This is a genomic window from Pseudomonas sp. P4_D7 (genome assembly GCF_056401755.1).
The window spans coordinates 227312-246862 of sequence record NZ_JBFUIR010000001.1; the positions used below are offsets into that span (position 1 = coordinate 227312).

Genomic DNA, 19551 nt, shown 5'->3' on the forward strand with positions numbered 1-19551 from the left:
AACGATCAGTGGGCTAGCCCAGCATCTACCAACAACTTCTCCAGCCCCAACAAATCCGGCACCTTTGCCACCTGCTCCCCGACCTGCACCGCCGCCTGCTCCAGCGCACACAACGGCACATCGACATAACTCAACTGGCTATCAAGCTTGTACGACCGCGGAATCCCCTGCACCAGCAGCGCAATGAATTTCAACTCCGGCAACCCGCCCAGCGCATTCAAAATCACGATCCGCGCGCGCTCGCCAATGACGATTTTCTGCCCGCACGCCGATTCAAAACTCAGCAACGGAATCTGCCGCTCACGCCACGTAACCTTGCCGAGATACCACGGCGGCGTATCCAGATCGAAGGCGCTGGCCTGGTAATCGATCAGCTCTGCGACAGCGACGTTAGGCAGGATCAAATTGCGATCCGCCAACGGCAGCAGCAACCCGGTGAGTTGGCTGCTGCGCTGATTATGCCGGCGCTCATGCATGTTTCTTGCTCCATTGGGCAATGCTTTCAAGCAGCACCGACTCTTGATACGGCTTGCCGAGGTAGTCGTTGACGCCAATCGCCATGGCACGGTCGCGGTGTTTCTGGCCGGTGCGTGAGGTGATCATGATGATCGGCAGGTGTTTCAGGCGTTCGTCGTTGCGTACCTGGGTGGCGACTTCGAAGCCGTCCATGCGCGGCATTTCGATGTCGAGCAGCATCAGGTCGGGCATGTGTTCTTCCAGCAGTAGCATGGCGTCGACACCGTCCTTGGCGGTCAGCACGTTCATGCCATGGCGCTCGAGCAAGCGGCTGGTGACCTTGCGTACGGTGACCGAGTCGTCGACCACCATAACCAGCAGTGGTTTGTGCGGTTCGCTGTCGATCTCCGGCAGCGTTGGCGGCTGCACAACCCGTGCTTGCATCGCGCGGATCGGAGCAAGCAGATCGAGAATCAGCACCACTCGACCATCGCCAAGAATCGTCGCGCCGGACACGCCCTGCACCGCCGCGAATTGCGCGCCAAGGCTCTTGACCACGATCTCGCGGGTGCCGGCCATGGTATCGACCAGCACCGCGATGCGCCGGTCGTTGTAGTGCACCAGCAGCACCGGCAACGGCAGGTTCTGGCCGAGCAGTTTTGGCCGTGGCGCGGTTTTCAGCAGTTCGCCGAGGTAGCACAGTTCATAGGTCTGGCCGCCGTAGTGGTAGCGCGGTGGATCCTGGCGGAAGTGCCCTTCCAGATCATTCGGCAGCACACGGACGATGCCTTCGATGGTGTTCAGCGGAATCGCATATTGATCCTCGCCACACTGCACCATCAATGCGCGGTTGACCGACACGGTGAATGGCAAACGAATACGGAAATGCACGCCCTGCCCCGGCACCGAGTCGATGCTCATGCTGCCGCCGAGTTGCCGCACTTCTTCATGCACCACGTCCATGCCGACGCCGCGTCCGGAAATCTGCGTGATCTTTTCCGCCGTGGAAAACCCCGGCTGGAGGATGAACTGCAACACGTCGCGGTCGCTGATTTCGGCCTCCGGCGCGAGCATGCCACGCTTGATCGCCTTGCGCCGCACCGCTTCCAGTGGCACGCCGGCACCGTCGTCGCGAATGTCGAAAACGATGTCGCCGCCCTCGCGGGACAGGTCCAGGCTTACCGTGCCCTGCGCCGGTTTGCCTGCCGCCAGCCGCACCTCGGCGGACTCCAGACCATGATCGACGGCATTGCGCAGCATGTGTTCCAACGGCGCGGCCATGCGTTCGAGTACGTTGCGATCCATCTCGCCTTCGGCGTTGCCGACGACAAACGCGACGTCTTTGTTCAGCTCTTCAGCGACCTGGCGGACGATGCGTTTCAAACGCGGCAACATGCGCTCGAACGGCACCATGCGCGTGCGCATCAGGCCTTCCTGCAATTCGGTATTGATCCGCCCCTGTTGCTGCAACAGGTTCTCGGCGTCGTGGTTGCGGCGGTCGAGGGTTTCCTTGAGGTCGAGCAAGTCGGAGGCCGATTCGAACAGCGCGCGAGACAGTTGCTGCAACTGCGAATGGCGGTCCATTTCCAGCGGATCGAATTCTTCGTAGCCGAGACGTTCGGCATCGACTTGCTGGCGGCTGAGAATCCGCCCCTGGGTTTCGGTATCGAGACGACGCAACTGATCGCGCATGCGTTCGATGGTGGTTTCCATCTCGTTCAGGGCGATCTGTGCGTCGTTGACCTGCTGCTCGATGCGACCACGGAAGATCGAGGTTTCCCCGGCCAGATTGACCAGCTCATCGAGCAGTTCGGCGGAGACTTTGACCATGTCCGCGCCAGCGTCAGCAGCCGGCGGCGCCGCGTCGGTCTTGACCGGAGCGGGTAGCACTGGCGGCGTTTCTATCGTCACCGGATGGCTGAAATTCTGGATCGCGTTGATCAGCCGATCGGCCGGTGGACACGGTTGCCCGGCGCGCACGCCATCGAGCATTTGTGCCAGCCGATCATGGCCGCGCTGCACCAGCGCAAACAGCTCCGCCGACGGCTGCAAAGCGCCGCTGGAAAGACTTTCGTAAAGGTATTCCAGCTCATGGGCGAGGTCGCCGATCGGCCCGATCTCGACCATCCGCGCGCCACCCTTGAGGGTGTGCAGATCGCGCAGCAGGGTTTCCACTTCCTGGCGATTGCCCGGCTCGGCTTGCCAGCGCAGCAGCGCGGCGCCGGAGTTTTCGATGATGTCGAAACCTTCTTCGAGGAAGATTTCCAGCAGTTCGGGATCGTGGCCAGCGCTGTCGTGCTCGGTTGTTGCTGACGGCGCTTCGGCGACGCTGTGGCCCTGACGTACCTGACGAATCGTGTCGATCAGATCCTGCGCCGGGATCAGCGGCTGATGGCTTTGCAGTTGATCAAGCAACAATGCCAAACGCTCATGACTCTTGAGCAGCAAGCGCCCCAGGCTTTCGCTGTAGTGGTAGCGACGATCCACCAAGCCTTCGTAAAAGCTTTCCAGCTCCTGAGCCAGATCGCCAATGGCCTCGACTTCAGCCATCCGCGCGCCACCCTTGAGGGTGTGCAGATCGCGTTGCAGCGAGGACAGCGGTGCAGCGTTGTCCGGGTCGCTCAACCAGCGCTGCAAGGCTTGGCCCGAGCTATCGAGAATGTCGACCGCTTCTTCAAGGAAAATCTCGACGATCTCGTCATCGTGTTCAAGCGCCGTTGCCTTTTGCTGCAACTCAGCGGTGGCGCTGCCCAGATCACGGATGCTCAGGGTGCGGCTGCCATCGCTGCGAATCAGGCCCATGGACGATGGGTCGAGGCTCTGATCGAGCAGATCATGCAACGCCCGGATCCGCGCCGGTTGTGGCGTGACTTCCTGCCCGGCGGCCAGTTCGTCGAGCATGTTGATCAGCGCTTCGTGAGCGTTCTGCGCTTCGCGGAAAAACTGTTCACTGACCGCCAGGCTGCTTTCTTCCACCGCGCCATACAGGTCGAGCAAGGCTTCGCACAGCACATCCACCGGCAGCAGATCCGCCAAATGCGCGCCTTCGCCAAGGGTGGTCAGCTCATCCAGCAAGGCGCTGAGTTCCTGACGCTCGCCGGGGTGTTGTTGCCAGCGCTGCAACAGGCTTTCAGCGTCGAGCAGGATGTCCATGCCCTGAGCGAGGAAGTTGTTGATCAGTTGCGGATCACGCTTGATCCGCAGGCCGGTGTGCGGCGCATCGAGGATCGATTCCAGACGCTCGGCAAGCAGGGTTTCCGAGCGTTTGATCAGCGACTGTGCACCGACAATCGGCGCCAGCGGATCATGCCTGAGTTGACGCAGGCCGACGCGGAACAGACCCTCGGCTTCCAGCAGCAACTCCACTTCGTCGAGGTCCAGCGGCAACTGGTGCGCCTTGAACTCGCGGGCCAGTTGATCGAGCGGCGCAGCGAGTTCGGCAATCGGCAATACGCCAGCCATCGAGGCGCTGCCCTTGAGCGTGTGCAAGGCGCGCTGCAGTTCGTCGCTGGCCTGCAGCGGCACATGCTCGGCGGCCTGATCGAGAAAGCGGTTGAGGCTGGCGAGGTGGGTCTCGGCTTCTTTGCGGAAGATTTCCAGCAACAGCGGATCGAGCGCCGCGACATCGTCGACGTCTTCGGCGGCCAATGGCTCGTCACCTTTGGCCAAGGCGTGAGCACGGGCCGCGAGTTGATCGACATCGCCGCGCTGGCGCTGGTTACTAGTGGCGAATTCGCTGATCAACTCGGGCAGCAACAGCACGGTGTCGCTCAGCACTTGCTGCACCACCGAGCCCGGTTCGACACTTTGTTCGAGCACGCGGTTGAGCAGGTTTTCCACCGACCATGCCAGCTCACCGAGAATCAGCGCGCGGACCATGCGCCCGCTGCCCTTGAGCGTGTGGAAGGCGCGACGCAGTTCGGTCAGCGCATCGCGGTCCTGCGGATTGGCAATCCAGCGCGGCAGGTATTCGTGGAGGACTTCGAGGACCTCGTCGGTCTCTTCGAGGAACACTTCGCGCAGCTCATCGTCGACCGGTTCTTCATCGGCCGGCGGCGGCATCAGGCTGCCGGGGGTGATCAGCGCTGGCGGGTTGAGCGCTGAAACCGGGCTGGCCAGAACATCGGCCAGCGACTGCACGGTTTCCGGGTCATCAAGCGCTTGCATGTCCTGCATCACCAGCGCTTCGCTGGGGCTGAGCACGTCGTCGAGCACGGGCACATGCGGCTCATTTGGAAAGAACCCCAGACTCGCAAGGGACTTCTGCGCGACATCCAGCAACTGCTCGCTCGGCGCCTGCGGGTCGTCGCTCAGACGTTCGAGGTAATACTCGAGGCTGCTGATGACATCGGCCAGATGATCCAGCTCTTCCCAACCCGGCTCGTGCGGATCAAGCAACAGATGTTCGCGGATAAACCCGTTGCACGCCTCGACCAGACTTGCCGCGCGGTTCAACGGAATCATCGCCAGTGCCCCGCGCACCTGAGTCAGCAGCGCCGGCAACGGTTGCAGGTGCTGGCGATCCCAATCGGCGTCGATGTAGTCGACGATCATGTCCTTGGCTTGTTGCAGGCAGATGCGCGCTTCCTTGATGACGATCTGATGGATCTGCGTCAGGTCGGTGGTTGGCAGGCGCGTGTCTTCCGGGCTTTCCGGCTCGACGGTGCCGACCATTCCGGCCAGCGTCGCTTCGACGTAGAGCAGCGCGCCGGCAACGTCCATCAGGATCGCGTCGTTCGGTTCGCGCTGGCCCTGAGCGAGGCTGAGCACCACGGCCAATTGATCAATGATCACTTTGCGCGGCTGGCCGAAACCGAGCACCGCGAGGGTGTCGGCGATCTGCCGCAGGGGTGCGAGCAGGTTTTCCAGATCCGAGGTGTGCTGGCGGTCGCTGCGCACGAACAGGTCGAGGCGCTCCTTGACCCGCACCAGTTCTTCACACAACGCCGCCAACACCGAGCGCATCGCATCGCGATCGGGGCCGGCCAGGCGCGCGCGTTCTTCGTCGACCATCGCGCTGTCGGGCAACGCGTCGTCCAGGGAGTAGCGATCTTTCATGGTCAGCATCTGCCCGGTGGGATGTTCGGCTTTGGCAATATAGAACAACAGGCTTTTCAGTAGCTCAGCCGGAGGCGGCTGATTGAGGCCGGACATACCTTGCTCGAGCAGACGCTTGAGCTCTTTGTCGGCATCCTTGAACAGGCTGCGCAGCGCCGGGCTGTTGGCGATGACGCCTGCGCGCATGCCCTCGACCAGCGCCGAGGCGACTTGCCACAGCGGACTCAGCGGCGAATCACCGCTCAGCGCTTCGAGGCGAGTGAATACTTTGGCCAGATAACCGAGGTGGGTCTGGTCATCCTGCTCGCGCAGCAAACCGACCAAAGCCATTTGCAGCATCTGGCGCAATTTGCGCAGCACGTTCGGCAGTTCTGCCGGCTCCAGCAGTGCCAGCGCTTCTGCGTTTAGCTGTGCCAGTTCGGGCAGTTGCGGGCTGAACAGGCTGGTTTCAGACAACAGGCTTTCGCCACGGGCGCTGCGCAGATCGTTGATCAGCGGCAGCACCACCAACGGCAAATCTCTCCGGGCGCTCTGCACGCGGTCGAGGTAGATCGGCAATTGCCCAAGGGCTTGCAGCAACAGGTGCAGGGCTTCGTCGCGATGGCTGACGCGCTCGTGCTGCAGGGCTTCGACCAGATGCTCCATTTCCTCGGCGAGCAAGGCTGCGCCGTAGAACTCGACCATCTGCAGACTGCCGTGGACCTGATGGATGTAATCCAGGCACTCCTCCAGTCCGGGAAAGGCCTGCGGATCATCGAGCACGGCTTCTATCGCCTGATGCGCCTGTTTCAGCGTTTCGGCAATTTCACCTTTGACCCATTCGAGGGCCACGTAGTCGTGCCGATCACCCATAACCACTCCACTCACGCTTTATCTGTCGCCGCCGGCAAGGTGAAGCCGGACACCGAACGTCGTAGCTGACTGGCCATTTTCGTCAAGTTGCCGATGCTCTCGGCGGTGGCCGTGGAGCCGGACGAGGTCTGCGAGGTGATCTGCTGGATCACGTTCATCGTCAGCGAGATCTGCCCGGCCGAAGTCGTCTGCTGCTGCGCTGCGTTGGAGATGCTTTGAATCAGCGCCGCAAGGGTCTTCGACACGCCTTCGATTTCTTCCAGGGCCACACCGGCATCCTGCGCCAGTCGTGCGCCGCGCACCACTTCGGTGGTGGTTTGCTCCATCGAGATGACCGCTTCGTTGGTGTCGGTCTGAATGGCCCGCACCAGGGTTTCGATCTGCCGGGTCGCGGCGGACGAGCGTTCAGCCAGTCGCTGCACTTCATCGGCGACCACGGCAAACCCGCGCCCGGCATCACCAGCCATCGACGCCTGAATCGCCGCATTGAGGGCGAGGATGTTGGTCTGGTCGGCAATGTCGTCGATCAGGCTGACGATGTCGCCGATTTCCTGCGACGACTCGCCCAGACGCTTGATGCGTTTGGCGGTGTCCTGAATCTGTTCGCGAATGTTGTCCATGCCGTGGATGGTGTTGTGCACCACCTCGTTGCCCTTGTTGGCGATCTCCACGGACCGCTCGGCTACCGCTGAAGACTCAGCGGCGTTGGCCGAAACCTGGTCGATGGATTCGGCCATGTCGCTGATCGCCGTCGAGGCTTCGGAAATCTGCTGAGCCTGATGCTCCGAGGCCTGGGCCAGGTGCATGGCGGTGGCCTGGGTTTCCTGCACGGCGGCGGCAACCTGGCCGGCGGTGAGGTTGATCGTCGCGACCAGATCGCGCAATTGGTCGACGGAGTAGTTGATCGAGTCGGCGATGGTGCCGGTGAAGTCTTCGGTCACCGAAGCGGTCACGGTGAGGTCGCCGTCGGCGAGGTCTTCGATTTCATCGAGCAGACGCATGATCGCGTTCTGGTTGCGCTCGTTCTTCTCGGCGGTTTCACGCAACTGGCGATTGGTTTCGCGGACCATGACCATGCCGATGAGGATGATCGAGGCCAGCGCCAGCAAACCGAGGACGTAGCCGCCGATGGTGTCAGTGTTGCGCCCACCGGCAAGGTTCTCGAAGCGAGTGGCCAAGTGCGAGGCTTCGTCGAGCAGGGTTTGCGAGAGGCTGAAGATATTGCTCGCCGATTCACGAACCTTGAACAGCTCCGGCGAGGTTTCGAGGATTTCATCGACGGAGCCGGAGACAAACTGGAACAGCTCGGAGATTTCGCTCAAACGAGCACGGGCGTCGCGATCTTCGACCTGGCTGATTTTCAGCGTCGGGTTGCCTTGCAGCATGCCGTTGAGCACTTGGCCGAAACGCGTGGCGTCACGGCCAAAGGCGTCGGCGGCTTGCTGCGAGTTTTCGTCGCCGGCGAGCACCGTATTGACCGCGCCGAGGATGCGTTCGGCGAGCAGCGATTGACGTTGGGCCATCGCCACTTGCGCGGCTGGGGCACCGCGCTGGAGGAGGATTTCGACGACTTTTTCGTATTCGATCTGCAACTGCGGCACGGTTTCGGCCAGGGTTGCGGCGACCTGATGCAGCGACAGCACGGTCTGTTCGCTGGAAAGAATCGCGTCGGTGTTTTTCAGCAGGCGTTCCCAGTCGAGCTGCACGGCGCGCATTTCCGGGCGCACAGTAGCCGGGGCGGGAGGCAGGCCGGTGGCCGGGTCACCCTTCTTCAAGTAACCCCAGCGCTGGGCGAAATCGTTGCGCGCGTCGCTGAGCAATTTGAACGCGGCAGCCTTGCCGGCGGCGGCTTCGGTGGCGTTCTTGGCGATGCGTTGCGAGAGCACGCGCAGCTCACCGGCGTGGCCGATGTACTGTTTGTCGTAGTTCGCCTGGGTGTTGAGGTAAGCGAAGTTGGCGAACAGCAGCATGATGAACACGATCAGTGCGATGAACAGCACGATGATCTGCGAGCGACTGCGCGAGCCTTCCGCCGGCTTGCCTGTTTTTGCTTTTGTCATCGGTCCTCGCCCTTAACCCACACCTTTGAGGCCTGCTGCAATCCCTGTGGGAGCGAGCTTGCTCGCGAAAGCGCTGGGTCAGCCAATATTTATCTTGCCTGACACGCCCTCTTCGCGAGCAGGCTCGCTCCCACAGGGGACAGTGTTGAATCTGTTATATCGCGACACTCATGAACACCGGGGATTTGGCCAGCGCAAACAAACTGAACACCCGCCAGTTCTGCTCGCGGCGGAAATAGCCTTTGACGAACTCGGCCTTCGAGCCCTGGCGTTTGCTGATCGACAGCGGTTCAAAACTGTTCTGCTCAAAGTGCTGCAGGCCGATGACTTCATCGACCATCAGCCCGGCAAACACATCGCCATGCTCGACCACCAATACCCGTCTCTGTTTACGCAACGGCGACAGCTCATGCCCGAAGAAACCGCACAGATCCATGATCGGCAGCAGCCGCCCGCGCAGGTTAGCCACGCCTTTGACCCATGGTTTGACCCCGGGCAACTGGGTGAATCGCGGTTCATGCAGCACTTCGCTGACTTCGCCCATCGGCGCCACATACCAATGCTCGCCAAGGCGAAAGCCGATGCCGCTCCAGCGATCCTGGCGCGCCGCTTGCGACGGCAGGTCCGCCGCCAGCAAGCGGCAGCGCTGGTCGATCTGCCAGAGCAGTTCGAACGCGGTCAGCGATTCGCTCATGGTTGCGCGATCAGCCTTTGAGCACGTTGTTCAGGGTCTTGATCAGGGTGTCTTCGTCGACCGGTTTGGTCAGGTAATCCTTGGCGCCCTGACGGGTGCCCCAGACCTTGTCGGTTTCCTGATCCTTGGTGGTGATGATGATCACCGGGATATGTCCGGTTTCCGGGTCTTTGGTCAACTGACGGGTTGCCTGAAAACCATTGAGGCCGGGCATGACGATGTCCATCAATACCGCGTCAGGTTTTTCCTGACGGGCCAGGGCCACGCCGTCGGCGCCGTTTTCGGCCTTCAGCACTTCATGGCCGTGCTTTTCGAGCATGCCGGTGAGTTTGTACATTTCAGTCGGCGAATCATCAACGATCAGGATGCGTGCCATGGTTTTCCCCATTTTTCTTGTCGACGCGCGGCCCGCTGGCCGAGCGTCACTGTACGTGTCTTACTGCGGCAAAACGGCGGCGAAGCCCGGAACATGGGCCTGAATCGCGTTGAGCAGTTCTTCCTTGCTGAAAGGCTTGGTCAAAAATTGATCAGAACCGACAATCCGCCCCTTGGCCTTGTCGAACAGCCCGTCGCGCGATGACAGCATGATCACCGGTGTGGCCTTGAACGCGCTGTTGTTCTTGATTAAAGCGCAGGTCTGATAACCATCCAGACGCGGCATCATGATGTCGACAAAAATGATCCCGGGATGGTTGTCGGCGATCTTTGCCAACGCATCGAAACCGTCGATCGCCGTGATCACTTCGCAACCGACATTCTTCAACAATGTTTCGGCGGTGCGACGAATCGTTTTCGAGTCGTCGATCACCATGACCTTCAAGGCGCTGGACTGCTGTTCCATAAGAGGGCTCTACCGTCGCCTTTGCGAATCAATTTGTCCGTTTTGCGATGACTGATGGCCGGAAACCCTTGATGTTCAAGGGCCAGCACTGCTTGGCAGCCTTTTTAGCACAGTCTCCAGATGCAATCTATCGACGGGTTTTTCCTTGACCGAAAACCCGCCCGGCGCCACTCTGGCGGCACTTTTTCAATACCGATCCGGTAGCCAATTTTCGAGGAAAACCCAATGAGCGTTCGCGTCGGGATTGTCATGGACCCTATCGCCAGCATCTCCTATAAAAAGGATAGCTCGCTGGCCATGCTGCTGGCCGCGCAGAAGCGTGGCTGGGAACTGTTCTATATGGAACAGCGCGACCTGTATCAGGGTGAAGGTCAGGCCCGGGCGCGCATGAAGCCGCTGAAAGTCTTCGCCAACCCGGAAAAATGGTTCGAACTGGACGCCGAGCAGGACAACCTGCTGAGCGATCTCGACGTGATCCTGATGCGCAAGGATCCACCGTTCGACATGGAGTTCGTTTACTCCACCTACCTGCTCGAACAGGCTGAAACCGCTGGCGTGCTGGTGGTGAACAAACCGCAGAGCCTGCGCGACTGCAATGAAAAACTGTTCGCCACGCTGTTCCCGCAGTGCACCCCGCCCACCATCGTCAGCCGTCGCGCCGATGTGCTGCGTGAATTTGCCGCGAAACACGGTGACGTGATCCTCAAGCCGCTGGACGGCATGGGCGGTACTTCGATTTTCCGTCACCGTGCCGGTGATCCGAACCTGTCGGTGATTCTCGAAACCCTGACCGCCCTCGGTGGCCAGCAGATCATGGGCCAGGCTTACCTGCCGGCGATCAAGGACGGCGACAAACGCATTCTGATGATCGACGGCGAGCCGGTGGATTACTGCCTGGCGCGGATTCCGGCGCAGGGCGAAACCCGTGGCAACCTCGCGGCCGGTGGTCGTGGTGAGGCGCGCCCGCTGACTGAAAAGGATCGCTGGATCGCCGCCCAAGTCGGCCCGACCCTGCGTGAGAAAGGCCTGCTGTTCGTTGGCCTCGATGTGATCGGCGAAAACCTCACCGAAATCAACGTCACCAGCCCGACCTGCATCCGTGAAATCGACAATGCTTTCGGCACCGATATCGGCGGCATGTTGATGGATGCCATCGCCAAGAAGCTGCAAGCCGCCGGCAAAATGCCACAAGCTTGATGCACGTCACATGCAGTCTGTCGCTTGAAGCGTGAAGCCCAAGGCGTGAAACCAACATTGCGTTATCATGCGCAGCCTCTGAAAAACGCGATGTTGGTTTTCTTGTCATGACCCTCCCGTCCGATCTGCCCGCAGAACTCGCCCACCGTGGCGTGCGCCCGGCCGATCGCCTCGGTTTTACCCTGTTTCTCGCGGCGCTGATCCATTTGGCGCTGCTGCTCGGCGTCGGCTTCACGATGGTCGAGCCCAAGCAAATCAGCAAAACCCTGGAAATCACCCTCGCCACCTTCAAGAGCGAAAAGAAGCCGGAGAAGGCTGACTTTCTCGCTCAACAGCATCAGGAAGGCAGCGGCACGCTGGACAAGAAGGCGATTCCGAAGACCACTGAGGTGGCGCCGTTCCAGGACAATCAGGTCAGAAAAGTCACCCCGCCACCGGCCGCCAAACCGCAAGTGCAGGAAGCCGCACCCAAAGCTGCGGTGACCACCGTCGCGCCGAAACCTAAAAAAGCGCCGACCAAGAAAGAAGAAGCCAAAACCGAAGTCAAACCGACAGTCGACGCGCCAGAATTCGACAGCTCACAGCTGTCCAGCGACATCGCCAGCCTCGAAGCCGAACTGGCCAAGGAACAGCAGTTGTACGCCAAACGCCCACGCATCCACCGTTTGAGCGCGGCGTCGACCATGCGCGACAAGGGTGCCTGGTACAAAGACGACTGGCGCAAGAAGGTCGAGCGCATCGGCAACCTCAATTATCCCGAAGAAGCACGGCGCAAGCAGATCTACGGCAATTTGCGCCTGATGGTCTCGATCAACCGCGACGGCTCGCTGTATGAAGTGCTGGTGCTGGAATCGTCCGGCCAGCCGCTGCTGGATCAGGCGGCGCAGCGCATCGTCCGGTTGGCAGCACCGTTTGCGCCGTTTACCGGGGACTTGTCGGATATCGATCGTCTGGAAATCATTCGCACCTGGAAATTTGCTCGCGGCGACAAACTCTCGAGCAACTGACACACCACAGAAACCTTGTGGGAGCGAGCTTGCTCGCGAAGAGGCCGGGACATGCACCATTGATATTGCCTGACCTGGCGCCTTCGCGAGCAAGCTCGCTCCCACATTTGATCTGCGTTGTTCTCTGATCCTCAGCTTGTCAGTTTGCCCCTTCGACGCCACACTAGCGCACATGAAAAACGTCAGCCCCAGCTACCTCAAGCATCAATTCCTGATCGCCATGCCACACATGGCCGACCCGAACTTTGCCCACACCTTGACCTACATCGTCGAGCACACGGCCAATGGCGCTATGGGGATTGTGGTCAACCGGCCGCAAGAGCTGAATCTGGCCGACATCCTTGAGCAATTACGTCCGGACATCGACCCGCCAGCACTCTGCCAGCATGTGCCGATCTTCATTGGCGGCCCGGTGCAGACCGATCGCGGTTTTGTTCTGCATCCGGCGGGCAAGACCTTCCAGGCCACCGCGCAATTGGACGGTGATCTGGCCCTCTCGACCTCGCAGGACGTGCTGTTCGCCATCGCTGACGGCGTCGGCCCGGCAAAAAGCCTGATTGCCCTCGGTTACGCCGGTTGGGAAGCCGGGCAACTGGAAGCCGAACTCGCCGACAACGCCTGGCTGAACTGCCCGTACGACGCCGACATCCTGTTCAACACCAGCAGCGAACTGCGTCTGGAAGCGGCGGCCCGGCACTTGGGGATCAACCTCAGCCTGCTGACCAGCCAGGCAGGTCACGCCTGATGGCCCTGCGCCTGATTCTCGGCTTCGACTACGGCACCAAACAGATCGGCGTCGCGGTCGGCCAGGTGATTACCGGCCAGGCTCGTGAACTGTGCACCTTGAAGGCACAGAACGGCGTGCCGGACTGGAACCAGGTCGAAGCCCTTATAAAAGAATGGAAACCCGACGCCGTTGTTGTCGGACTGCCGCTGAACATGGACGGCACCCCGAGCGACATGTGCGTACGCGCGGAAAAGTTTGCCCGCCGCCTCAATGGCCGCTTCAATCTGCCCTTCTATACCCACGACGAACGCCTGACCACGTTTGAAGCCAAAGGCGAGCGACTGGCCCGTGGCGGTCAAAAAGGCAGTTACCGCGACAACCCGGTGGACGCCATCGCCGCCGCTCTGCTGTTGCAGGGCTGGCTCGATGAAAACACTGCATTGTTTGAGTCCTGACAAGCGCTTCGGCGCTTTTCTTTTGAGTGAAAAACCGAGTCGCGTCCAAGGATCCGACTCGCCCCCAACAAGGAGCAACCATGAGCCTGCCAAATCCCGCCGATCTGATCAGCCAGATGGCGACCCGCCTCAAGGCGCACCTTGCCCAGCGTGAAATCACTGAACCGCGTTACATCGGCATCCGCACCGGCGGCATCTGGGTCGCGCAGGCCTTGCTCAAGGAACTGGGCAGCGATGCGCCACTGGGCACGCTGGATGTGTCCTTTTACCGCGACGACTTCAGCCAGAACGGCCTGCACCCGCAAGTGCGCCCGTCCGCCCTGCCCTTTGAGATCGAAGGCCAGCATCTGGTGCTGATCGACGACGTACTGATGAGCGGCCGTACCATCCGTGCCGCCATGAACGAATTGTTCGACTACGGCCGCCCGGCCAGCGTGACCCTGGTCTGCCTGCTGGACCTCGACGCCGGTGAGCTGCCGATCCGCCCGAACGTGGTTGGCGCGACGCTGTCGCTGGCCGCACATGAACGGGTGAAGCTGTCCGGCCCCGAGCCGCTGACGCTCGAACTGCAAGACTTCAACCTTTAATCCGCCCTATTGAGAGTCCCCTTCGCGATGACGCCTCTAGATACCAAGCGCCCGCTGCAGCTCAATGATCAGGGCCAGCTGCGCCACTTCCTCTCGCTCGACGGCCTGCGCCGTGAGTTGCTGACGGAAATCCTCGACACCGCCGACTCGTTCCTCGAAGTCGGTGCCCGGGCGGTGAAGAAAGTCCCGTTGCTGCGCGGCAAAACCGTGTGCAACGTGTTCTTCGAAAACTCCACGCGCACCCGCACCACCTTCGAACTGGCGGCCCAGCGATTGTCGGCGGACGTGATCACCCTGAACGTGTCGACCTCGTCGGCAAGCAAGGGCGAAACGCTGCTCGACACCCTGCGCAACCTCGAAGCCATGGCCGCCGATATGTTTGTCGTGCGCCACGGTGATTCCGGCGCCGCGCACTTCATCGCCGAACATGTCTGCCCGCAAGTGGCAATCATCAACGGCGGCGATGGCCGTCACGCCCACCCGACGCAGGGCATGCTCGACATGCTCACCATTCGTCGGCACAAGGGCGGTTTCGAAAACCTCTCGGTGGCCATCGTCGGCGACATCCTGCACTCGCGGGTTGCACGTTCGAACATGCTCGCGCTGAAAACCCTCGGCTGCCCGGATATCCGCGTGATCGCGCCGAAAACCCTGCTGCCGATCGGCATCGAGCAATACGGCGTGAAGGTTTACACCGACATGACCGAAGGCCTGAAAGACGTCGACGTGGTGATCATGCTGCGCCTGCAGCGTGAACGCATGACCGGCGGCCTGCTGCCGAGCGAAGGCGAGTTCTACCGCCTGTTCGGCCTGACCACTGCGCGTCTGGCCGGGGCGAAACCGGATTGCATCGTCATGCACCCGGGGCCGATCAACCGGGGGGTGGAGATCGAGTCCGCAGTGGCCGACGGCCCGCACTCGGTGATCCTCAACCAGGTCACCTACGGCATCGCCATTCGTATGGCCGTGTTGTCCATGGCCATGAGCGGGCAAACCGCGCAGCGTCAATTCGAGCAGGAGAACGCCCAGTGAAGCTCAGCATTCTCGGCGCACGCGTCATCGACCCAAGCAGCGGCCTGGATCAAGTCACCGACATTCACGTTGAAGCCTGCAAGATCGTCGCCCTCGGCGCCGCTCCAGCGGGTTTCACGGCAGTAGAAACCATCGACGCCCAAGGCCTTGTCGCTGCTCCGGGCCTCGTCGACCTCAACGTTGCCCTGCGCGAGCCGGGTTACAGCCGTAAAGGCTCGATCATCAGCGAAACCCGCGCGGCCGCCGCCGGTGGCGTGACCAGCCTGTGCTGCCCGCCGAAAACCAAACCGGTGCTCGACACCTCCGCCGTGGCCGAGCTGATCCTCGATCGTGCCCGCGAGGCCGGCAACACCAAAGTCTTCCCGATTGGCGCCTTGAGCAAAGGTCTGGACGGCGAGCAACTGGCCGAACTGGTGGCGCTGCGCGACGCCGGTTGTGTGGCGTTCGGCAACGGTCTGGAGAGCTTCCGCAACACCCGCACCCTGTGCCGGGCGCTGGAATACGCGGCGACCTTCGATCTGACGGTGATCTTCAACTCGCAGGATCACGACTTGGCTGAAGGTGGCTTGGCTCACGAAGGCGCGGTGGCCAGTTTCCTCGGCTTACCGGGGATTCCGGAAACCGCTGAAACCGTGGCCCTTGCCCGTGACCTGCTGCTGGTCGAGCAGACCGGCGTACGTGCGCACTTCAGCCAATTGACCAGCGCTCGCGGTGTTGCCCTGATTGCTCAGGCTCAGGCCCGTGGCCTGAAGGTGACGGCGGACGTGGCGTTGTATCAGCTGATTCTGACCGACGAAGCGCTGATCGACTTCAGCAGCCTGTACCACGTGCAACCGCCGCTGCGCACCCGTGCGGATCGCGATGGTCTGCGTGAGGCAGTGAAATCCGGTGTGGTCACGGCGATTTCCAGCCATCACCAGCCGCACGAACGCGACGCCAAACTGGCGCCATTCGGCGCGACCGAGCCGGGCATCAGCAGTGTTGAGTTGCTGTTGCCGCTGGCGATGACGTTGGTTGAGGATGGGTTGCTGGATCTGCCTACCTTGCTGGCGCGTTTGAGCGCTGGCCCGGCTGAAGCGCTGCGTCTGCCGGCGGGCAAACTGGCAGTGGGTGGTGCGGCGGATATCGTGCTGTTCGATCCGCAGGCTTCGACGGTGGCCGGTGAAGGCTGGTTGTCGAAGGGTGAGAACTGCCCGTTCATTGGGCACACTTTGCCGGGTGTGGTTCGCTATACGCTGGTGGATGGGCGGATCAGTCACCAGGCTTGATACCGCGTCGCCCCATTCGCGAGCAGGCTCGCTCCCACATTGGATCTGTGAACGACACAAATCCCCTGTGGGAGCGAGCCTGCTCGCGAAGCTTTACTGGAAGGCGCCTCTGCCTTCGGCGTTACGCACCGAGACCTGATCATTCAGCGTCCAGAAGTCATACAGCACCCCCAGAAAGAACAACCCGCCTGTCAGCAGATAGATCAGCCCACTGATCCACTTGCCTTGGTACATCCGGTGCACGCCGAGTGCGCCAAGGAACGTCAGCAGAATCCACGCCACGTTGTACTCGATCGGCCCTGCGGTAAAACGCAGATCCGCCTCGCGATCCATCGCCGGGATCAGAAACAGGTCGATCAGCCAGCCAATACCCAGCAAACCGAAGGTGAAGAACCAGATCGTCCCGGTCACCGGTTTGCCGTAATAGAAGCGGTGAGCACCGGTAAAACCGAAAATCCACAGCAAATAGCCAATGATTTTGCTGTGCGTATCTTGCTGCTGAACAAATTGTTGATAGGGGTTCATGAAGACCTCGATTCACACGATAGATAAATATTCTTGAATTCTTTGTGACTTTTTTACAGGTAGCCGACGTACGGCAAATGTTACCGTTGCTACCGTCAAAGCCTTATAGCACCTGACTTCTGTCCGACAATTGCGTCCATTTGCCGCTTATTTGGTTCCGTTGGCCTCCAACTGAATCGACCAACGGACTCGGAATGAAAAAAAACTCTGTTATAAAGTTGCGCGCTATCACTAAAGAGCCACGCCTAATGCGACCATTTTTCAAGACATGGCTAACCATCTGCCTATTAATGCCACTGGCCGCCCACGCCACCAATCGTGAGCAACGTCTTCCTAACGTTAACGGCTTTACCCCTAAATCCCATGCTTCGGCTCCTTCGAGCAAAAGCAGCAAAAGCAGAACCACCACGCTGAGCAGCAAAAGCCACAGCAAGCTGGTGCCACCGATGGCGAGCAAGGAAAGCAGCAATGTGCTGAGCCGTGCGGTGAACGTCCTCGGTACCCCTTATCGTTGGGGCGGCAGCAGCCCAAGTAAAGGCTTCGATTGCAGCGGTCTGGTGAAATACGCGTTCAACGACGCTACGTTCGACCTGCCACGCACCTCCAACGCCATGGCCAGCGGTCACGGCGAGAAAGTCGAGCGCAAGGATCTGAAGCCGGGCGACCTGATTTTCTTCAACATCAAGAGCCGTCGGGTCAACCACGTTGCCATCTACCTGGGCAACGATCGCTTCATCCACGCTCCGCGTCGTGGCAAAGCGGTGAGCATCGATACGTTGAACAAGCCGTATTGGCAGCAGCATTACGTGGTTGCCAAGCGTGTGTTGCCGAAAGAGCAAAACCAGATGCGCGTGGTTCAGCGCTAACACCATACCGATCGTTCCCATGCTCCGCGTGGGAATGCCTCAATGGACGCTCCGCGTCCGCTTCGGCAGGGACGCAGAGCGTCCCGGGCTGCATTCCCACGCAGAGCGTGGGAACGATCACTCCCTCAGAAATTATCCGGCGTGCGCGCCTTCTCCCGCGCATGTTCGCGGCTGATCAAGCCCTTGGTCACCAGTTCCTTCAGGCACATGTCCAGTGTCTGCATGCCCAACGACCCACCCGTCTGAATCGCCGAATACATTTGCGCGACCTTGTCCTCGCGGATCAGGTTACGGATCGCCGACGTCCCCAACATAATCTCGTGCGCCGCCACCCGCCCGCCGCCGATCTTCTTGATCAACGTCTGCGAGACCACCGCCAGCAGCGACTCGGAAAGCATCGAGCGCACCATCGACTTCTCGTCACCGGGGAACACGTCGACCACGCGGTCGATGGTTTTCGCCGCCGAGGTGGTGTGCAGCGTGCCGAACACCAAGTGCCCGGTTTCGGCTGCGGTCAGCGCCAGGCGAATGGTTTCCAGGTCACGCATCTCACCGACCAAAATTACATCCGGGTCTTCACGCAGTGCCGAGCGCAACGCAGTGGCGAAACTGCGGGTATCACGGTGGACTTCACGCTGATTGATCAGGCATTTGCGCGATTCGTGAACAAACTCGATCGGATCTTCGATAGTCAGGATGTGGTGATGCCGGTGGGTATTGAGGTAATCGATCATCGCCGCCAGCGTGGTCGATTTGCCGGAACCGGTCGGCCCGGTGACCAGCACCAGACCGCGCGGCGCATCGGTGATCTTGCGGAAGACGTCGCCCATGGCGAGGTCTTCCATGCTCAGCACTTTCGACGGAATCGTACGGAATACGGCGCCGGCGCCACGGTTCTGGTTAAAGGCGTTAACCCGGAAACGCGCCACACCCGGCACTTCGAAAGAAAAGTCGGTTTCCAGATGTTTCTCGAAGTCGACCCGCTGGGTGTCGTTCATGATGTCGTAGATCAGTTCGTGCACTTGCTTGTGATCCAGCGCCGGCAGATTGATCCGCCGCACGTCGCCATCGACGCGGATCATCGGCGGCAGACCGGCCGACAGGTGCAGGTCGGAAGCTCCCTGTTTGGCGCTGAAGGCCAGCAGTTCAGTGATATCCATAGCGCTCCTCAATTCCAGTAGAATGCCGCGAACCTTCCGACCGCTGGCGCCTCTTGATGTCCACGATAGCAGACAACATCCAACTGGTTAGTTCGCGCATCCAGGCAGCGGTAACAGCTGCAAACCGCGCTGAAAACAGCGTCCAGCTGCTCGCGGTCAGCAAGACCAAACCCGCCCAGGCCCTGCGCGAAGCATATGCCGCCGGCCTGCGCGACTTTGGCGAGAACTACCTGCAGGAAGCCCTGGGCAAACAGCTCGAACTGGCCGACCTGCCCTTGATCTGGCACTTCATCGGCCCCATTCAATCGAACAAGACTCGCGCCATCGCCGAGCATTTCGACTGGGTGCACTCCGTGGATCGCCTGAAAATCGCTCAACGCCTGTCCGAACAGCGCCCGGCCGAGTTGCCGCCGCTGAACATCTGCATTCAGGTCAACGTCAGCGGCGAGGCGAGCAAGTCCGGCTGCACCCCGGCCGACCTGCCGGCATTGGCCGCGGCCATCAACGCCTTGCCACGCTTGAAACTGCGCGGCTTGATGGCAATTCCCGAGCCGACCGAAGATCGCGCCGAGCAAGACGCGGCCTTCGCCGCCGTGCAGAAATTGCAGGCCAGCCTCGATCTGCCGCTCGACACACTGTCCATGGGCATGAGCCACGACCTCGAGTCGGCCATTGCCCAAGGCGCCACTTGGGTGCGTATCGGTACGGCCCTGTTTGGTGCCAGAGATTATTCCCAGTCTTGAACGATTCCAGATAAGGACCACAC

General features: G+C 60.8%; 17 protein-coding genes. 9 read left to right on the forward strand and 8 right to left on the reverse strand.

The window, feature by feature from the left end:
• Positions 1-5 precede the first annotated feature (5 nt).
• The 6 genes from AC1DVF_RS00985 to pilG all read right to left on the reverse strand — a co-directional run bounded on the left by AC1DVF_RS00985 (position 6) and on the right by pilG (position 9961).
• The gene (locus tag AC1DVF_RS00985; RefSeq protein ID WP_460089157.1) at positions 6-476 is read right to left on the reverse strand and encodes a chemotaxis protein CheW; all 471 of its coding nucleotides are present in this window, start codon (positions 474-476) and stop codon (positions 6-8) included.
• Positions 469-6366: a hybrid sensor histidine kinase/response regulator gene (locus tag AC1DVF_RS00990; protein ID WP_477781887.1), complete on the reverse strand. Its 5898-nt coding sequence runs from the start codon at positions 6364-6366 to the stop codon at positions 469-471. Before AC1DVF_RS00990 ends, AC1DVF_RS00985 begins: the two co-directional genes overlap by 8 nt.
• 11 nt (positions 6367-6377) lie before the next feature.
• Positions 6378-8426 (reverse strand): methyl-accepting chemotaxis protein, encoded by a 2049-nt coding sequence (locus AC1DVF_RS00995; protein WP_093429842.1) that lies wholly within the window; start codon positions 8424-8426, stop codon positions 6378-6380.
• A 154-nt stretch (positions 8427-8580) separates the two neighbouring features.
• Positions 8581-9120, reverse strand: a complete 540-nt coding sequence (locus AC1DVF_RS01000; RefSeq protein WP_186620027.1) for a chemotaxis protein CheW — start codon at positions 9118-9120, stop codon at positions 8581-8583.
• A 10-nt stretch (positions 9121-9130) separates the two neighbouring features.
• A complete protein-coding gene (pilH, locus tag AC1DVF_RS01005; protein WP_026000666.1) occupies positions 9131-9496 on the reverse strand; it encodes a twitching motility response regulator PilH in 366 nt (121 codons plus the stop codon).
• 60 nt (positions 9497-9556) lie between these two features.
• Positions 9557-9961: a twitching motility response regulator PilG gene (gene pilG / locus AC1DVF_RS01010; protein ID WP_007913673.1), complete on the reverse strand. Its 405-nt coding sequence runs from the start codon at positions 9959-9961 to the stop codon at positions 9557-9559.
• A gap of 225 nt (positions 9962-10186) precedes the next feature.
• Here pilG and gshB point away from each other — a divergent pair, with 225 nt between their 5' ends.
• From gshB to AC1DVF_RS01045, 7 genes are all read left to right on the forward strand, one after another.
• Positions 10187-11158, forward strand: coding sequence for a glutathione synthase (gene gshB / locus AC1DVF_RS01015; RefSeq protein ID WP_093429841.1), 972 nt, complete (start codon positions 10187-10189; stop codon positions 11156-11158).
• Between the two features lie 107 nt (positions 11159-11265).
• Positions 11266-12165 (forward strand): energy transducer TonB, encoded by a 900-nt coding sequence (locus AC1DVF_RS01020; RefSeq protein WP_477781888.1) that lies wholly within the window; start codon positions 11266-11268, stop codon positions 12163-12165.
• A 172-nt stretch (positions 12166-12337) separates the two neighbouring features.
• Complete coding sequence (locus tag AC1DVF_RS01025) at positions 12338-12910, forward strand: YqgE/AlgH family protein (protein WP_016985971.1); 573 nt, start codon at positions 12338-12340, stop codon at positions 12908-12910.
• A complete protein-coding gene (gene ruvX, locus AC1DVF_RS01030; RefSeq protein ID WP_064589634.1) occupies positions 12910-13347 on the forward strand; it encodes a Holliday junction resolvase RuvX in 438 nt (145 codons plus the stop codon). The genes AC1DVF_RS01025 and ruvX overlap by 1 nt, the downstream gene beginning before the upstream one ends.
• A gap of 80 nt (positions 13348-13427) precedes the next feature.
• Positions 13428-13934: a bifunctional pyr operon transcriptional regulator/uracil phosphoribosyltransferase PyrR gene (gene pyrR, locus AC1DVF_RS01035; RefSeq protein WP_034153653.1), complete on the forward strand. Its 507-nt coding sequence runs from the start codon at positions 13428-13430 to the stop codon at positions 13932-13934.
• 27 nt (positions 13935-13961) lie between these two features.
• Positions 13962-14966 (forward strand): aspartate carbamoyltransferase catalytic subunit, encoded by a 1005-nt coding sequence (locus tag AC1DVF_RS01040; protein WP_007913665.1) that lies wholly within the window; start codon positions 13962-13964, stop codon positions 14964-14966.
• On the forward strand, positions 14963-16234 hold the full coding sequence (locus AC1DVF_RS01045; protein WP_093429839.1) for a dihydroorotase: 1272 nt from the start codon (positions 14963-14965) through the stop codon (positions 16232-16234). The genes AC1DVF_RS01040 and AC1DVF_RS01045 overlap by 4 nt, the downstream gene beginning before the upstream one ends.
• Before the next feature lie 93 nt (positions 16235-16327).
• On the opposite strand, the gene AC1DVF_RS01050 is transcribed toward AC1DVF_RS01045, so the two are convergent.
• Entirely contained in the window at positions 16328-16759 is a 432-nt protein-coding gene (locus AC1DVF_RS01050; protein WP_007913651.1) for an NINE protein, read from the reverse strand.
• A gap of 248 nt (positions 16760-17007) precedes the next feature.
• Between AC1DVF_RS01050 and AC1DVF_RS01055 the strand changes: the two genes are divergently transcribed.
• Positions 17008-17625 carry a C40 family peptidase gene (locus tag AC1DVF_RS01055; protein WP_477781889.1) on the forward strand — a complete coding sequence of 206 codons (618 nt, stop codon included), beginning with the start codon at positions 17008-17010 and terminating at the stop codon, positions 17623-17625.
• 125 nt (positions 17626-17750) lie between these two features.
• Here AC1DVF_RS01055 and AC1DVF_RS01060 read toward each other — a convergent pair whose 3' ends face one another.
• Complete coding sequence (locus AC1DVF_RS01060; protein WP_041063525.1) at positions 17751-18785, reverse strand: type IV pilus twitching motility protein PilT; 1035 nt, start codon at positions 18783-18785, stop codon at positions 17751-17753.
• Positions 18786-18841: 56 nt separating this feature from the next.
• Here AC1DVF_RS01060 and AC1DVF_RS01065 point away from each other — a divergent pair, with 56 nt between their 5' ends.
• The gene (locus AC1DVF_RS01065) at positions 18842-19528 is read left to right on the forward strand and encodes a YggS family pyridoxal phosphate-dependent enzyme (RefSeq protein WP_460089161.1); all 687 of its coding nucleotides are present in this window, start codon (positions 18842-18844) and stop codon (positions 19526-19528) included.
• Positions 19529-19551: the final 23 nt, after the last annotated feature.

Bases quoted from the DNA above. Each gene is read 5' to 3' on its own strand.
- gshB (WP_093429841.1), top strand. From the start codon at position 10,187: ATGAGCGTTCGCGTCGGGATTGTCATGGACCCTATCGCCAGCATCTCC.
- AC1DVF_RS00985 (WP_460089157.1), bottom strand. From the start codon at position 476: ATGCATGAGCGCCGGCATAATCAGCGCAGCAGCCAACTCACCGGGTTG.
- AC1DVF_RS01040 (WP_007913665.1), top strand. From the start codon at position 13,962: ATGACGCCTCTAGATACCAAGCGCCCGCTGCAGCTCAATGATCAGGGC.
- AC1DVF_RS01055 (WP_477781889.1), top strand. From the start codon at position 17,008: ATGCGACCATTTTTCAAGACATGGCTAACCATCTGCCTATTAATGCCA.
- AC1DVF_RS01050 (WP_007913651.1), bottom strand. From the start codon at position 16,759: ATGAACCCCTATCAACAATTTGTTCAGCAGCAAGATACGCACAGCAAA.
- pilG (WP_007913673.1), bottom strand. From the start codon at position 9,961: ATGGAACAGCAGTCCAGCGCCTTGAAGGTCATGGTGATCGACGACTCG.
- AC1DVF_RS01025 (WP_016985971.1), top strand. From the start codon at position 12,338: ATGAAAAACGTCAGCCCCAGCTACCTCAAGCATCAATTCCTGATCGCC.
- pyrR (WP_034153653.1), top strand. From the start codon at position 13,428: ATGAGCCTGCCAAATCCCGCCGATCTGATCAGCCAGATGGCGACCCGC.
- AC1DVF_RS01065 (WP_460089161.1), top strand. From the start codon at position 18,842: ATGTCCACGATAGCAGACAACATCCAACTGGTTAGTTCGCGCATCCAG.
- AC1DVF_RS01060 (WP_041063525.1), bottom strand. From the start codon at position 18,785: ATGGATATCACTGAACTGCTGGCCTTCAGCGCCAAACAGGGAGCTTCC.
- AC1DVF_RS00990 (WP_477781887.1), bottom strand. From the start codon at position 6,366: ATGGGTGATCGGCACGACTACGTGGCCCTCGAATGGGTCAAAGGTGAA.
- pilH (WP_026000666.1), bottom strand. From the start codon at position 9,496: ATGGCACGCATCCTGATCGTTGATGATTCGCCGACTGAAATGTACAAA.
- AC1DVF_RS00995 (WP_093429842.1), bottom strand. From the start codon at position 8,426: ATGACAAAAGCAAAAACAGGCAAGCCGGCGGAAGGCTCGCGCAGTCGC.
- AC1DVF_RS01000 (WP_186620027.1), bottom strand. From the start codon at position 9,120: ATGAGCGAATCGCTGACCGCGTTCGAACTGCTCTGGCAGATCGACCAG.
- ruvX (WP_064589634.1), top strand. From the start codon at position 12,910: ATGGCCCTGCGCCTGATTCTCGGCTTCGACTACGGCACCAAACAGATC.
- AC1DVF_RS01020 (WP_477781888.1), top strand. From the start codon at position 11,266: ATGACCCTCCCGTCCGATCTGCCCGCAGAACTCGCCCACCGTGGCGTG.